Source organism: Flammeovirga sp. SubArs3 (assembly GCF_947387565.1).
Classification (GTDB): domain Bacteria; phylum Bacteroidota; class Bacteroidia; order Cytophagales; family Flammeovirgaceae; genus Flammeovirga; species Flammeovirga agarivorans.
Genome location: NZ_CANDOA010000005.1, coordinates 408,223 through 423,821, shown reverse-complemented (window position 1 = coordinate 423,821; position 15,599 = coordinate 408,223). Strand labels below are relative to the sequence as shown.

Annotated in this window: 9 protein-coding genes; 5 read left to right on the top strand and 4 right to left on the bottom strand. The window is 35.0% G+C overall.

Features of this window, described 5'->3' with window-relative positions:
- Positions 1-98: 98 nt before the first annotated feature.
- Positions 99-2,444, top strand: a complete 2,346-nt coding sequence (locus tag QL232_RS16405; protein WP_281614942.1) for a carboxypeptidase-like regulatory domain-containing protein — start codon at positions 99-101, stop codon at positions 2,442-2,444.
- Positions 2,445-2,520: 76 nt separating this feature from the next.
- Here QL232_RS16405 and QL232_RS16400 read toward each other — a convergent pair whose 3' ends face one another.
- The 4 genes from QL232_RS16400 to QL232_RS16385 form a co-directional block, all read right to left on the bottom strand.
- Positions 2,521-4,668 carry a hypothetical protein gene (locus tag QL232_RS16400; protein ID WP_281614941.1) on the bottom strand — a complete coding sequence of 716 codons (2,148 nt, stop codon included), beginning with the start codon at positions 4,666-4,668 and terminating at the stop codon, positions 2,521-2,523.
- A 5-nt stretch (positions 4,669-4,673) separates the two neighbouring features.
- Entirely contained in the window at positions 4,674-6,512 is a 1,839-nt protein-coding gene (locus QL232_RS16395; protein WP_281614940.1) for a RagB/SusD family nutrient uptake outer membrane protein, read from the bottom strand.
- Positions 6,513-6,522: 10 nt separating this feature from the next.
- Positions 6,523-9,627 carry a TonB-dependent receptor gene (locus QL232_RS16390; RefSeq protein ID WP_281614939.1) on the bottom strand — a complete coding sequence of 1,035 codons (3,105 nt, stop codon included), beginning with the start codon at positions 9,625-9,627 and terminating at the stop codon, positions 6,523-6,525.
- Between the two features lie 543 nt (positions 9,628-10,170).
- Entirely contained in the window at positions 10,171-11,250 is a 1,080-nt protein-coding gene (locus QL232_RS16385) for a hypothetical protein (RefSeq protein ID WP_281614938.1), read from the bottom strand.
- Between the two features lie 144 nt (positions 11,251-11,394).
- Between QL232_RS16385 and QL232_RS16380 the strand changes: the two genes are divergently transcribed.
- The 4 genes from QL232_RS16380 (at position 11,395) to QL232_RS16365 (ending at position 15,522) form a co-directional block, all read left to right on the top strand.
- Positions 11,395-12,249, top strand: a complete 855-nt coding sequence (locus QL232_RS16380) for a haloalkane dehalogenase (protein WP_281614937.1) — start codon at positions 11,395-11,397, stop codon at positions 12,247-12,249.
- A 111-nt stretch (positions 12,250-12,360) separates the two neighbouring features.
- Positions 12,361-13,233: a DUF808 family protein gene (locus QL232_RS16375; RefSeq protein WP_281614936.1), complete on the top strand. Its 873-nt coding sequence runs from the start codon at positions 12,361-12,363 to the stop codon at positions 13,231-13,233.
- Between the two features lie 179 nt (positions 13,234-13,412).
- Positions 13,413-13,976: a hypothetical protein gene (locus QL232_RS16370; protein WP_281614935.1), complete on the top strand. Its 564-nt coding sequence runs from the start codon at positions 13,413-13,415 to the stop codon at positions 13,974-13,976.
- A 244-nt stretch (positions 13,977-14,220) separates the two neighbouring features.
- Positions 14,221-15,522 (top strand): hypothetical protein, encoded by a 1,302-nt coding sequence (locus tag QL232_RS16365; RefSeq protein WP_281614934.1) that lies wholly within the window; start codon positions 14,221-14,223, stop codon positions 15,520-15,522.
- The last annotated feature ends 77 nt before the right edge of the window (positions 15,523-15,599 follow it).

The following is a 15,599-nucleotide window of genomic DNA, read 5'->3' as shown; positions in this document are numbered from 1 at the left end:
GAGAATAATTTTTTTTTCGTCATCGGATAGGGGTAAATCATTCTGTTGGTGTCATCAACATGTAAACAAAATAAAAAGCTCTCAAAACAATTACTCAAATGATGAAAAAAACTATTTGCTCTATGCTATGCTTACTATTAGCAATAACTGTCTTTTCGCAAGAACTCACTCAAGTCATCAGAGGTCAGATTGTCGATGCTACCTCTAAAGCTCCTCTGCCTTTTGCTACCATAATTGTTACTTCTTTGGAAGCACCTTTAGGTATTGTGGCAGATGATCAAGGTAACTTCAGATTGGAAGGTGTTCCGGTAGGTAGACAGAATGTAAAAGTAACGTTGATGGGGTATGAGCCTGCAATGGTGAATAATTTGATGCTGAATTCTGCTAAGGAATTAGTCCTTATGATTCCATTAAAGGAGAGTATCACTCAGATGGAAGAAGTGGTGATTCGGGCTTCAGAAGGCAATGGTAAAACTTTAAATGAAATGGTCAGTGTAAGTGGTCAATCTTTTACAGTAGAACAAACAGAAAGACTAGCTGTTTTTGATGATCCCGCTAGGGTAGTGGCCTCTTTTGCCGGTGTTACTACTGGAAATTTAGATGATAATGGAGTGGTTATTAGAGGAAATGCTCCTAAAGGTGTTTTATGGAGATTAGAAGGAGTAGAAATTCCTAATCCTAACCATTTTGGAGGCCTTGGTTCTTTTGGAGGGGGTGCTATATCTGCCTTAAGTGGACTAATGCTAGGGGATTCTGATTTCTTAACGGGAGCCTTCCCTGCCGAATATGGGAATGCGATGTCTGGTGTTTTTGATATGCAATTCCGAAACGGAAATAATGAAACAGCCGAACATGCCGTTCAGTTGGGAACATTAGGTTTGGATATATCTTCTGAAGGTCCATTTTCGAAAAATAGTAATGCGTCATATCTCTTCAATTATAGATATTCTACCTTAGCACTAATAAAGCCTATCTTACCCGAAGATAATGGTATCCCAACTTATCAAGACCTTAGTTTTAAAATTAATGTTCCGACCCAAAAAGCAGGTGTATTTTCTATCTGGGGTTTAGGTTTAATAGATGGTATTGATTCTAGGGCTAATACCGATACTACAGAATGGATTTCTGAATATGACAGTTACTCAGACTTAGGTACATTTAGAACCGGAATTCTAGGTGTAACACATAATTATTCTTTTAGCAATAAAACCTTCTTAAAAACATCTATTGTAGCATCACAAGAGTACAAGAGGTACGAAGAAGAGCGTTATGATTTCCAGTTAGACGCTTTTCCAACGGCTGACTTAAGTATTAAAAATAATAAATGGACAGCTTCAACGGTATTACAACATAAATTTAATGCCTCTCACTTTAACCGTACGGGAGTAATTGTAAATCAATTGCATTACAATTCTCGTTTGGCATTCTCTCCAGAATTTAAAGATCCGTTATATACTTACTTAGATGAAGAGAGTACGATTAATACCTATCAGTTTTTCTCACAGTCTCAATTTGATTTAACTTCTCGTTTAAAATTAAATGTAGGTATCCATAGCCAATATGTAAACTTCAACGATGAGTTAACGTTTGAGCCTAGGGCAAGTTTATCTTATCAACTTTCTCCAAACAGGTCTATTGGATTTGCATATGGTAAACATTCCAAACTAGAGCCGTTGCCATTGTATTTTAGTGAAATTGAAGAAAATGGAGTAGTTACTCAACCCAATACCTCTTTGCCGCTATCTAAATCACATCATTATGTTTTTTCATATGATTGGAATATTAATGAAAAAATTAGTCTAAGTATTGAACCCTACTACCAACGTCTTTATGATATTCCAGTGATCCCTGATAGTTCTTACTCAGCAATTAATATTGATGCTCAATGGTTATATGAAGATAAATTGGAAGGAACAGGAACAGGTGAAAACATGGGAGTAGATATCACTTTATCAAGAAGTTTAGACCAAGGATTTTACTATATGTTTACCGGTTCTGTTTTTGATTCGAAATATAAAGGAGGTGATGGAATTGAGCGTAATACAAGATACAATAGAGGTTTTGTTGTGAATGCGATCTATGGTAAAGAATGGGTAGTAGGAAAATCAAAAAACAAAGTATTGGGACTTAGTGGCCGATTGAATTTTCTTGGAGGAAAATATACCACACCTTTAGATACTGAAGAGAGTATGGATAATAAAGAGGTCATTTATGATGAATCTAAAATTTATACAGTGAAACAAGATCCATCTTACCGATTAGACATTTCATTTTATTGGAAAATTAATAAAAGAAGACATACGGGAACATGGAAATTGCAACTACTAAATGCCCTCGGCAGTAAGGATGATTATGGCTATTTGTATAACTATCAAACTCAAAGATTGGAGAAAGATGATGCACAAATTATCATACCGTCATTAGCTTACAAAATTGAGTTTTAAATAAATATCCCCTCTCATATTTTAATAGATGACCTACTAAAATAACGAGAGGGGATATTTTATTATAATCGTTGTACTATGGTCTTACTTGAAGACCTTTCATAGAAACATTATCAATATAGAAATGTACGTTTCCAGAGCTAGATACATCACTAGCAAACTGAATAACTAATTTTGAAGTGCTATTACTAGGACCAAATGGTTTCTTAAGAGTAATCGTCTTCCATTCGCCTCTTGGTAAAGCGTTGTAATCTACCTTATAGGCTAAAGTAGCATCTCCAACTAATTTGATTTCAAGATTTTCATCAGCTGGGGAAGTGATTGTACCATCCACAACAAAGATATCTACTGTTACTTCGTAAACCCCTTCAGGAACAGATAATTCATGCCCTTCATTTACTGAAGTTTCCACTTTTTTATCTTTACTGATGTCAGCTAAATCATAATCAGCGAAGAACTTCATACTATATTCTCCATCAGAAGCTTTTTCATCTGTACGTTGGTAATAAAAATAACGACTATCTTTTGGAGCACCATCATGAGATGAAATCCAACCTTTTGCATTACCACCAGTATCTTTCCCTTTGTATTCTTCAAAGCTTTTAAAAGTCTCATTGATGATTTGAGTACTATTATTTACTGGAACTACCGCCTTATCAAAACTATTTAGAGGAACCTCAGCTCTCGACATAATTTTTGTTCCATTATAACTCAATTGTAATTGATCTGAGTTATAGACATTATCGTTTAATGTAACGATCACTTCTTTTTTATTATCAGGGTTTAAAGCGACTGAAGTGATCGATAAACTTAAGGCTACCTCATTATAATCATTTCCTGAGATGGCAAAATCATTGATCGATTCTGAAGGGATATCCTGTAAAACTTCATTACTGAAGAAAGAAATTGTATTGCTGATCTCATCTGATGTTGTCACATCACCCAATACTTCGGTATCACCATCTTGTATTAAAGCTACATTAATATTTAATGGAATCACTTTCGTTGAAGTTTGTTCTTCTTTATTGATGGTTCTTGAAACAGTAAAACTACCAATCTGAACTCCTGAAACTAATGTATTATAAGTGTTCGTTTCAGTTTGTTCTGTACCTGTTTCACCTGCTTTTGCTCCGCTAACAAAGTTCCAAGCTCTTGTAAGTTCTACAGCGTCATTAGTTAAATCTTCAAAGACTAATTCATCATCCAATGCAATATCAATTGTAGGCCAAGTAGTGTTGTCCTCATTGGGCATATCATCTTCATCAATATGTAAAATTTCGACTCCTCTATGGTATACTTTAAAGGCTGCTTTTAATTCTGGAGGTACGATAGTAATATAAAAAGGAAGCGATACTTTCGATTTACTTGCTACCACCTCAAGTGATCGTTCTACTTCAACGCTACCACCTGCACTATTACTAAACTCATTGAAAACAAGTTCGACAGAGATGGCATTCTCAGGATCAAGATTACTGTTCCCCTCATTGTCATAACCGTTTACTGTGGCATTAGTAGGGAATGTCCAAGTTCTTGTATCTGTACGGCCTTTAGTAGTGTTATCCTTATATGTTAATTCACTACCCATTTCGATATTAAATGTTGGCCATGCTTCCTTATTTTCCATATCTGTTACGACTTTCTGCTCTCCATTTTCAAGGTAAACCATTGAGTCTGCATAGATATAAGCTAAAACTTCCCCTTCCATTTCAATAGAAATTTCAGGTTCAATTACACCATAAACATCCACATAAAAAGTAGTATCGATCACCCACATTCCTTCTTCATCCATAAATGAAGTAAGCGTATCAGCATATTCCTGACTACCATTGTAACCAATATATTGAACAGGGTGATAAAACTTATTATGTAATCTAACGCCTTGTAAACCTTCTTCCATAAACAACACATTGATGTTGTAAGCATCAGATGAAAGTCCCATATCAGGAATGATAAAATTGGTTAGGTCATCACCTTTTACAAAGTCACCTTCGATATAATAGTTTCCACTATCAAGTACCCATTCATGTGAATAAACACCTTGCGACAAGTCCATAAAAGAAAGCGACTGTCCAACCTCTCTCGCAAGGTTAACATGTGCCCAACCTCCTGCTTCTGTATACCAAGAAACATCTGAAAAGGCAGGGATTTCTTCATCATTGTCTTTGTTACAACCTAAGGCCAACAAAGCAAGAATACTGATATATATATAATTTAATTTTCTCATTGTAATTATTGACCTAGGTTAGGGTTTGAAATAATTTCTTCAAGAGGAAGTGGATAATAATCATGTACCTCTGGAATGTAATTGTTGGCAGCATCTACACAATCAATCAAGTCAATACTAGTACCTTTCGGGTCTGAACCTTCGAATAATTCCGACTTATTTCGGTTCACTTTATTACCTGTTGCAGGATCAATAAACTGGAACCTAGCACCATAGAAAACCTGCTCCGAGGCTCTTTTAAATGCCTCACTAATTTTTCCCCATCTTCTAAGATCTATCCAACGAATTGAATGTCCTTCTACCGAAAGTTCAAGTGGCTTTTCAGTAAACATTAAATGATCCATTAATTGATCTACTGAATACACTAATTCATCGTAAGTTCTATCAGCATACTCTCCCTGAACAGAAGAACCTAAGAGTACTAAACCCCATTTTGCTCTTACATCATTGATATACTTCAATGCTGATGTCACATCCCCTTTTTGGAGATAACATTCAGCGATATTTAAGTATACTTCTGATAACCTATGGATAGTGATATTTTTACCCGAATACCAAGCACCTTTGGGAAGGTTGTTTTCAGTTGTTACAATATCATGATTTGTATACTTCTTGAAATATGCAAACTCATACTTACCAAATGGCACAACTGCTGGAGTGATACCAGAACGATAGTAAGTGGTATATAAGTCGTTGACCAATGCCACACTTGCCGAAGAGCGAAGAGAAATAGTTCTCAGTGTCTCAATTTCTTCTTTCGAATCTAAATCAATAATCGTTACTGTATTTCTACTATCAAGAGGATCAATATTCTCTGTTTTATATTTATATGCTAACCAAGCGGTAGGAGTCATCACTCTCTGACCACCCATAGTACCCGGAGCAGAATATCTGGCCATACGGTTACTTGGCGATTGCTCATCAAAACGATCCAACTCAGGTCTTAAGTTATCGTCATAGATGATTTCAAAGATAGCTTCATTGTTAAACTCGCCAGCTCTAGTAAACATCAATTCAGGGTCGCCTACTAGTTGGAAGTTATAGTTGTTTACAATCTCTTGATAATACATCAAAGCTTTTTCATAATCTGGTTCAATACCATCTCCATCAACAACAGCAGGGGCTTCTAAGAAATAGAAATTGGCAAGAAACATGGTAGCAATAGCCTTATTCATTCTACCTGCAGAAAGTTCATCTTGGGCATCAGAACCCCATGTAGCTGGAAGGTTTTCATAGGCATATTCAAAATCCTCAAGAATAAATGCTCTTACTTCTTCTTTTGATGAAACAGGGATATTGAATTCCTCTAATTCCACAGGAACATTATCTCTGATAATCACTCTACCGTTATTAAAAGTCTGGTAGGCCCAGAAATGAAAGATACCTCTTAACAATCTAGCTTCTGCCATCTGTAGTATCCAGAATTCATTTTCTCTTTGGTCTCCCAATGGACCTTCTAAGCCTTCAATTAATTGATTGGCTCTAAAGATACCTATGTATAAAGCTTCCCATTTTTTGTTGATTTCCTTTTGGGAATTTGTGTATGTTTTAAAATACCAAGATTCTCCAGCACTACTTAAGGCAGGTCTACCACTTGAAACCGATGGATAACCTAAATCAGAACGCCAAGATTCTTCGAGGATATTTAGATTATAGTGATTTAAAAGGGCAGAGTAAGTAGCCGTTAATACTTTATCCGATTCTGATAAAGAAGTAAAGTAGTCTTTCTTTGGTTTGGCATTTGGATTATCTTCTGTCAAGAAATCATTACAGCCAATGCATGCAGCCATTAGAACTACATAACAACCGAATTTTACTATTTCTTTAATATTCAATTTCATCATTTTAATTGGTTTAGAAGTTCAACTTAAAACCTGTTAGGTACAATGCCGAGATTGGATAATTTCCTTTATCTAGGCCTCTTGAAGAAACTCCATTACCTGCAGCTTCAGGGTCATACCCCTCATATTTTGTAAAAGTGAGTGGGTTCTGTGCAGATACAAAAAATCTACAGTTGGTCATTCCTAAACGCTTAATAATATTGTTAGGTAGAGTATATCCGATTTGGATGTTTTTAAGTCTGATATAAGAACCATCCTCTAACCATAAGTCAGTATATGCTCTAAAGTTATCATGTTCTTTTGTTGTGCCTCTCCAAGCAGGAATATCGGCAGTAGGATTTGCTCTATTCCAAGTATTTACTTGATCTTTATGTCTACCTTCTGAGTAAGCCATCGCTTTAGATCCGTTCATTACTTCATGACCAATTGCTGCATACCAATGCATCATAAAATCAAACCCCTTCCATGAAATATTGAAGATAAGACCACTTTCCCAATCAGAGAATCCTGAGCCCATATACACTCGATCTTCGTCTGTGATATTACCGTCATTATTCGTATCCACATACACTAAGTCACCCATTCTCGCATCGGGTTTAATTTCTTGGTAAGCTCTTAATTGCTCTTCTGTCTGGATAACACCATCCGTTTGATATAAGAAGAATGCACCTGCTTCATAACCTTCTGCAAAAACAGTTACTTTAGAAGAAGCTCCAGCTCCAGAGATTAAACCAGGGTCGGTAGTGTATATAAAGTTATCTGCATTTAAACTGGTAATTTCATTTTCATTTTTAGTAAATGTACCTGTGATACTCCAGTTGAGCGATTTCTTTCTACCTTTTACCGTAGCAGCTAATTCAAAACCTTTGTTGACCATATTACCGATATTCATAGTCAGCTTCGAATCAGGGCCAGTCACACCAGAAGAAGGAGGTAACTGAACAGGGAATAACATATCTGATTTTTGTGTATGATACACATCTGAAGTAATCGTCAATCTATTATCAAAGAAACCTAGATCGATACCTACGTTATTTTGGATTGACGTTTCCCATTGAACATTTCCATTGGCATAATTTTGTTGAGCCGATCCATAGTATAAAGTAGGGAACCCTCCTGAACCAAATGGATAATCATACCCATTTTGAATCGTTGCCTGATCTGAGTATGGTAAAAAACTTTGTCCACCTACTTGACCATGAGAACCACGGATTTTTAGGTTGTTAGCCACATGTCTCATATTGTCCCAGAAACCTTCTTCAGAAACATTCCATGCTGCAGAAGCAGACGGGAAGAACTTCCATTTCTTATCTGATCCAAACTTAGAATTACCATTATAGTTACCACTAAACGATACCATGTACTTACTTTTATAGTCGTAAGTAATACGACCTAACGTACCAATGATATTGTATTTATAATTGTAACCGTTTGTTGCTGATGCAGCTAAAACAGCACCATCTAATACGCGGATCGAATTATCTACAACGCCATTTTTCTGAGCCGTAAAGCTGTCTCGAGTATGAGTTTCAAAAGATGAACCCAATACACCAGTAATCTTGTGATTACCAAATTTCTTTAAGTAAGACAAACGAACATCAGCAGACATTGAAGTTCTTCTTGCTGATTCATTGATCACATATGAGTTAGCTGGATCAGATTGAAGAATACCGTCCTCATCATAGTTCTCGATAAAAGGCTTAAACTTATATCTGAACTCATTGACATTGCTTACTCCTAAGTTCGAATTTAATTTTAGCCCATCGATGATTTCATAAGCTGCACTAATATTACCTTGCATTCGATCTCTAAAAGCAACATCTTCCATTTTCATTGTTTCTAGCACACTATTGGTTGTAGAAGCATTACCTACATCAACAAATGCAGCATCACTGTTCGGGTCTAAAACAGGCTTGTATGGAGCATACTTAATTGTTTGAGTCAGTAACCCTGAACTGGTTCTTTCAATTTTCTCAGATCCAATAGCTACAGACGAGTTGATATCCCACTTTCCTCTATCATATCTAACACCCGCTCTACCATTATATCTTGAGAAGCCAGAGTTGATCAACGGTCCTCTATCATCATAGAATCCACCTGTAAGGTTGTATGTTAAACCTTTAGATCCACCATTTACACCAATATTGTAATTTTGAGTAGGTTGGTTATCTACAATAACTACATCAGAAAGGTTGGTGTTGTTTTGGAAGAATGCAGGGTTTCTCGGAATAGGTAAGTTCGTAGAGTTATCAAAATCATTAGATCCTCTATTTCTTTCTTTTACCATATCAAAATAGAGTTGCTCAGGCGTATTCATCAACTCAATACCCGATGTGATGTTTTTTACACCATAAGAAGCATCTAATGATACATTCAACTTTCCGGCACTACCTTTCTTAGTTGTAATCAATATTACACCATTGGCACCCCTAGTACCATAGATAGCACAAGATGCAAGGTCTTTTAGGATATCCATCGACTCAATCTCTGAAGGAGCCAATCGAGGATTTTCATTTTGAGGAATTCCATCAACAACATATAAAGGTTCTGTTGCTCCAGCAACATCAGAGACAGTACTCACCCCTCTAATTTGTACAACGGCATCTGCACCCGGAGAACCCGAGGTAGTTACATTTACACCAGCAATTTGTCCTTGTAATGCTTGAGAAGCATCTCCTGAAACATAAGCTTCGAAGGCATCACTTTTCACATGGGCCACAGCTCCTGATACTTCTTTTTTCTTCTGTTCGCCATAACCGATTTTCACTACTTCATCAAGTACTTGAACATCTGCTTCTAAAGAAACATTAATCTTGCTCTGGGTAGTCACTACAATCTCTTGTGGAACCATACCAATAAAACTGAATTCGACTGTTTCCCCTTCTTCTACAAGAAGAGAATAATCTCCATCAAAATTGGATACTGTTCCTTGTGTCGTTCCTTTAATACGAACGTTTACACCTGGTAATGGTAATTTGTCTTCTGCACTAGTAATCCTACCCGATATCTGTCTAGATTGAGCAATCGTATCTACATTTATAAATAGAAGAATACTCATTAGATAGAAAAGACGATAGTTTAGTTTTGGCAGGTTAAAAACTGTAAAAATTCTTTTCATTTGTTTCATCATTCATTTCACTAAGCCAATTAGCAATAGGAGTTTTTGTAAAAATGTGTGTGTGATAAACTCGGCCTGAAAAAATCACATTCTAAAGGTAGGTCGATGCCCTATGCTTCATTGTGCCTAATGATTTATTCGATGTATCCTTGATTCCATAAAATGTAAAATTTACATATAAGGCAGATTTTCAGTGTTTTATTTTGTCTAATGTGTTCATTAATACTTATTTGGCCCTATAAATACCATTTGTATCTAGATGTCTAATAAGTGTACTTATGCATACATATATCAATATATACCTGAAAAAAAGGAGTGAATTTATTCTTTGCCTTACTACGATTTAATGAAAACAAGTTGAAAAAGGAGTAAAAAAAATATTCTAAAAAATTGAAAAATTGTATTGATAAAAAATTTAAACTACTGTTTTATTTATAACAAATGTAATACATACACCTAAAATAAAATATATACTACCTCAAAATTAAGAAAATAAAAGGACTCAATACTGCTTCATTCAATGAGGTCCTTTTTTCAAATATATTATTTTGTTGGATGGAGTAGTTGATCAAACTCTCTTGTTTCCTTTTTAACTCCTTTGTAGATGTTATAATTTTCATCTGATAGCCAAACTACTCTTATACTTTCAGTGCGTGCTTTATTTAGGTAAAGATGTTGGCGAACGGAATGCCCTTCTTTTTGATTTTTATGGAATAGTTTTCCCTCATACTTTTGTGATATAAAATACTCTTCGTTTTCAGAGGGGATTCGATCAGGGGTTGTACTCATCGTCGAACGATCAAAATCTGGAAATTGATAATGATCCATCTTCACTTCAATCCAAGGAGTAATGACCGCCATTTGGAGTTGGACGTAGAGCAATTTATTTTCACCTAGGTCATTTACAATCTGAAGTAATTTATCTGAACTACCATTGACCCAATCATATTGTATAGTATATGAAACTAACCAAGAAGCTAAACCAAAATTGAACACGAAGTTATCTTGCAAATCACTTAATGATATAGCTGTAGGGTTAATCTTTGGATGAAGATTACGTTTTAATTCTTCTATTTTGGGTTTCAACTCAGCAGCAAACTCCCCAGGTACAGCATAATCTTCAATATTTAAGAAAGCCTCGATCTTTCTTTCTAATTCTTGAGCTTGATCAACATTTTGTATAACTGACCCTGAAATCAATTTAACCGTACTACCTGAACTAAGTTTAGCATATAAGGGGTAGGTTGTATTTTTGCTGTCATCATTATGTTTGATTTTTTCTCTAACAAATAGCTGTTCAATATCTTTCTTTTCTACTGTGGTTTGTCCTTTCCAAGGTAATGGAAAATGTTTCACCTTTAGCTTTTCATTATCTATAGTAATGATCGTTTTGTTAATGAAAATGCACAATGTATAATAAGATAAACTGACACCTGCGGCCACATGCCCTAATGGAAAGAGATAGGAAATTAAATCTCCATCAGAAGAGTACCAATTGATCAAAAAGCTATTCCATGCTATACAAAAGAACACCAGAAAAAATGCATGAGGTTGAAACCATTTAAAAGTAATTTTTAAGCGACTGTCACTTTTTTCAATCTGTATTTTAGAGCTAGAGTTCATAGGATAGTTTGTTTTAATTGCTAATTAAAGTTACAAAAAATTGTATTTTCTTTCTATTGAACCTCTTAAGTATGTATTCGATTTGAAATACAATACCTTTGCTACATTAAAGAAACTATTGAAAATTAAATAATAACCTACTTAATGCAATCAAAAAACATTAGCGTACATGGCTCCAATATGCATGTACTTACGGCCAATGAAGAGAGTTCAAAATCACCCATTTTATTCCTTCATGGCAATCCATCCAATGCTTTTATCTGGAGAAATATTGCTCCAATAGTCGCTTCAACTGATCATCCTATTTATGTACCCGACTTAATTGGAATGGGTAAATCAGATAAACCGGCTATAGATTATACTTTCGCAGAACAGTATATGTATGTTGAAAAATTAATAGATACTTTAAATCTTAGAGATGTTATTCTTGTTCTTCATGATTGGGGATCGGGTCTTGGATTCCATTATTTTGCAATGCATGAAAGCAATGTAAAAGCCATTGCATTTATGGAAGGAATAATCCAAGATATTGGAACTTTCTTTGACTCAGCAACTATTGATTTCTTCCATCAATTAAGAGGAGAAAATGGTTGGAAAATGATTTGCGAAGACAATATCTTCTTACAAAATGTGTTGCCTACTTGGGTTTCCAGAGGATTGACTGAGGAAGAAGTGGAAGGATATACTTCACCCTTTAAAACTGTGGATAATAGAACTCCTATATGGAAATGGGTATCACAAGTGCCTTTAAATGGTAAACCTGAACTAATGGCCTCAGTAGTGGAGAATTATAGGACTAAATTATCGAAATCGACCATTCCTAAATTATTCTGTTATGCAGAACCGGGGGCATTTATGCCCGAGTCGGTAAGGAATTGGATCATCGAAAAAATCCCGAATCTAAAATCAGTAAATGTAGGAGAGGGGATTCATTTTATACAAGAAGATCATCCTGAAGAAATAGGTAAAGCGGTCAAAGATTTTATCATTACTTTATAAAAATACGAAAGTACCTCAATGAGACGATTCTCTTGAGGTACTTTGCTTATTAACGATTTACAAGTTAAATTCATCCACTTTTAAACAAACTATTACTTTAAAAACTAATAAATGGCATCAGGATTTTTCGCATTGCTAGATGATATTGCCGTCATCATGGATGATGTTGCAGTAACCACAAAAGTAGCTACACAGAAAGCTGGAGGAATTTTAGGAGACGACCTAGCCGTAACAGCTGAAAAAGCATCGGGTTTTAGAGCCTCAAGAGAAATTCCAGTATTATGGGCTATCTGTAAGGGCTCATTTCTCAATAAATTGATTATTCTTCCATTGGCATTTTTACTGAGTGCTTTTGTTCCATGGTCTATTGTACCCATTTTAGTAATAGGAGGTATCTATCTAGCTTTTGAAGGAGCAGAGAAAGTCTACCATTATCTATTTGATGGAGGGCATACGAAAACAGCTACTGCCAAAGCTGAAATGTCTGAAGAGGAACTCAAAATTGAAGAAAAGAAAAAGGTGAAATCTGCCATTGTTGTCGACTTTATCCTATCTGTTGAGATCGTTATCGTTGCATTAAGTTCTGTGGTTGAAGAAGAAATGACAGTACAAATATTATCAGTTTCATTAGCTGCTTTGATTGCAACAATAGGCGTATACGGATTGGTTGCTTTAATTGTAAGAATGGATGATTTGGGTTTAAAATTAGTAGAAGCCTCAAACGGTAAAGGAATAGTAAAAAGCATCGGAATGTTACTAGTTAACGCATTACCATGGGTCATTAAGAGCTTGGCTTTTATTGGAACAGTGGCGATGTTATTAGTAGCAGGTGGAATTTTTGTACATAATATACATCAAGTACATGACCTAGTACATAGTTTTCCTTCTGTACTAGGAGAGCTAGCAGTGGGAATTCTAGTTGGTGCGATCGCATTATTGGTTGTAAAAGTTATTGAAAAGATGTTAGGGAAAAGTCATAGCTAGCACTTCTAAAAGAATAACGTATTGCATTTTTTAAAAGTCGATTCAAATATAACATCAAGGCCCACATTAAACTACCAACTTTAATGTGGGTTTTTTCTTTTTATGTTGTCAACACTTTGTCACTATTTGTCATAAAACCGCAACTATTCTAAATCATAAAACTTCATACTCTCTTTTAAATGAAAAAACTAATAATAACCATTTTTCTCTCTACATTTTGTTATATCTCTCAAGCGCAATCTGTGTCAGTAGAACATTCAATTAACTCTATTCAAACAGGATTTCTAGGGGTTTGGTATAATAACGAAACACGATTATCCAATACCATAGCTTTACGTACTGAGGCTGGTATGAATGCAGGTTTCCAAACGGGATCTGAGTACCAGCAAGATGTCATATATATGTTACCTACTTTTGGCTTATCTCCAAGGTGGTATTATAACATAAAAAAAAGAGCCAAAAAACTGAAAAGAGTAGAGAATAACAGTGCAAGTTTTATTGCTTTGGAAGGCAACTATTCCCCTGATTGGTTTGTTATTTCTAATGTACCTGGGCTACGAAACATTAGTGATGTTTCTATGTTTTTGTCTTGGGGTATTAGAAGAAATTTAGTCAAAGATTTTAATTACGAATTAGGTGGCGGTTTAGGGTATATTTATACCTTTTATGATTCTTCTATAAGTAATGCTAATCCCATCGATTTTGCGTTTAGAGTTCATCTTCGAATAGGTTATTCTTTCTAAGTAAGAGCCTCCTTAAAACTGTCAATTTAATCTCTATTTTAATTTGACAGTTTTTAATTATATATTAATGAAACAGTGAAACATAATCATTACAACATTGATATTCAATTAAGTTAATAACCTATAATATTTAAATCTTTTTAAGCAAGCACTAAGTATAACCCTTTGAGCTCGAAATTAAATGCTCAATTTTTTTAATACCTAATTACACCTGATGTAATTAATTTTTTATAAAGATATTACTATGAGAAAATTATTCCTTTTACCCATTTTATTCTTCATCTTTTCTTGTTCACAAGAGGAAGTTCAAATAGAAGGAGATTCACCAAGAGACATTATTGTATCCAACATTATTAGCTCTGAGATTTCATCATTCAGTGGACAAAGAATGACTGACCCAGGAGTAAATTATGAGAAAGATAATTATGAGTTAGTTGCTATAGATTCAAAAGGGAACGAGTTCTTTTTAGATGGCATCAACTTAGATGATAATATTCTAATCCAAGGAATGATCGGAGAAGTAACTATCGATGTTAGACATTCTAAATTTGTTAAAGACGGAGAAGAATTTTCAGGATATCACACTGCTTATACTTTAGGAGGTAAAAAAGTAATTCCTGCAGGCGAAACTTCAGCGGATATCACAATGTCTAACTTAAGCTGGGCATATGTTGAAGTATGGGGTAAAGTGGCTTACATTAAAGAGGTAGCTATCAAAACTGAGTTTGGTACATCCACTTTAAACAAAGTAGGTACTACAGACGAAGATACTTATTACTACTCATATGTATATATGGACGATGCTGACATCGATGTATCTATGAATGTAAGAGCTTTTGAAAACAATATTCCAATTGTATTTAATGCAAAATTAAATAATAAGTATTCTTTCGAGTTACAAGGTAACCCAACAGGAACAGATCTTAATTTATCTTCAAGCGTAGAGCAAGGTTTCGATAACGAAACAAATAATCAAGTGATTATCCCTATGAACCTTACTGTTAAGTATGCTGGAACTACAGCTCCTGCAGTGGACATGAAGAAATATAAGTACGACTGGTACTGGGATGGTACAGAGTTAACAAATGCACAAGTTGTTGTATTTGATAACGGTAATAACACCCTACAAGCACCAATCAACCCATCTTCTGATTTCTCTTTAAATGGTACTTTTGGAGCATCAGAAAATGGTGAAGGTCAATTCTACATGCCTTATGGTGCTAGATTAATCATGAACGAAAAGGCAAAGTCTTATACGGTAGAGCTTGCTCCATTGAAAAAAGTTAAAATCTTTACAGACGAAAATACTTCTGTATTGATGGAAGGCGAAGGTAATATTCTTGAGTATACTACTACTGCTGCTGATATGGGTAAAGACCTTGAATTTAGAGTAAAGTTAGAAGGTGAAGAAGATGATATTATCTTAGGTGTTTCATCTGCTACGAACTATCTAGTGCAAGGTGGCAAGAAGCTTCACGTCAATGAAGGTGAGCAGTTCACTATCAGACTTGAAAAAGGAAACTGGACTTATAAAATTGTAAAATAATTGATCGCTTTAATAAAGCGTTAACCATAAATCAAAGGCTCAATAATTACCTATTATTGAGCCTTTTTCTTTCACTT

What these genes read in the sequence shown, in the direction of transcription:
- QL232_RS16395 (WP_281614940.1), bottom strand. Translation starts at nt 6,512, where the DNA reads ATGATGAAATTGAATATTAAAGAAATAGTAAAATTCGGTTGTTATGTA.
- QL232_RS16385 (WP_281614938.1), bottom strand. Translation starts at nt 11,250, where the DNA reads ATGAACTCTAGCTCTAAAATACAGATTGAAAAAAGTGACAGTCGCTTA.
- QL232_RS16400 (WP_281614941.1), bottom strand. Translation starts at nt 4,668, where the DNA reads ATGAGAAAATTAAATTATATATATATCAGTATTCTTGCTTTGTTGGCC.
- QL232_RS16375 (WP_281614936.1), top strand. Translation starts at nt 12,361, where the DNA reads ATGGCATCAGGATTTTTCGCATTGCTAGATGATATTGCCGTCATCATG.
- QL232_RS16380 (WP_281614937.1), top strand. Translation starts at nt 11,395, where the DNA reads ATGCAATCAAAAAACATTAGCGTACATGGCTCCAATATGCATGTACTT.
- QL232_RS16405 (WP_281614942.1), top strand. Translation starts at nt 99, where the DNA reads ATGATGAAAAAAACTATTTGCTCTATGCTATGCTTACTATTAGCAATA.
- QL232_RS16390 (WP_281614939.1), bottom strand. Translation starts at nt 9,627, where the DNA reads ATGAAAAGAATTTTTACAGTTTTTAACCTGCCAAAACTAAACTATCGT.
- QL232_RS16370 (WP_281614935.1), top strand. Translation starts at nt 13,413, where the DNA reads ATGAAAAAACTAATAATAACCATTTTTCTCTCTACATTTTGTTATATC.
- QL232_RS16365 (WP_281614934.1), top strand. Translation starts at nt 14,221, where the DNA reads ATGAGAAAATTATTCCTTTTACCCATTTTATTCTTCATCTTTTCTTGT.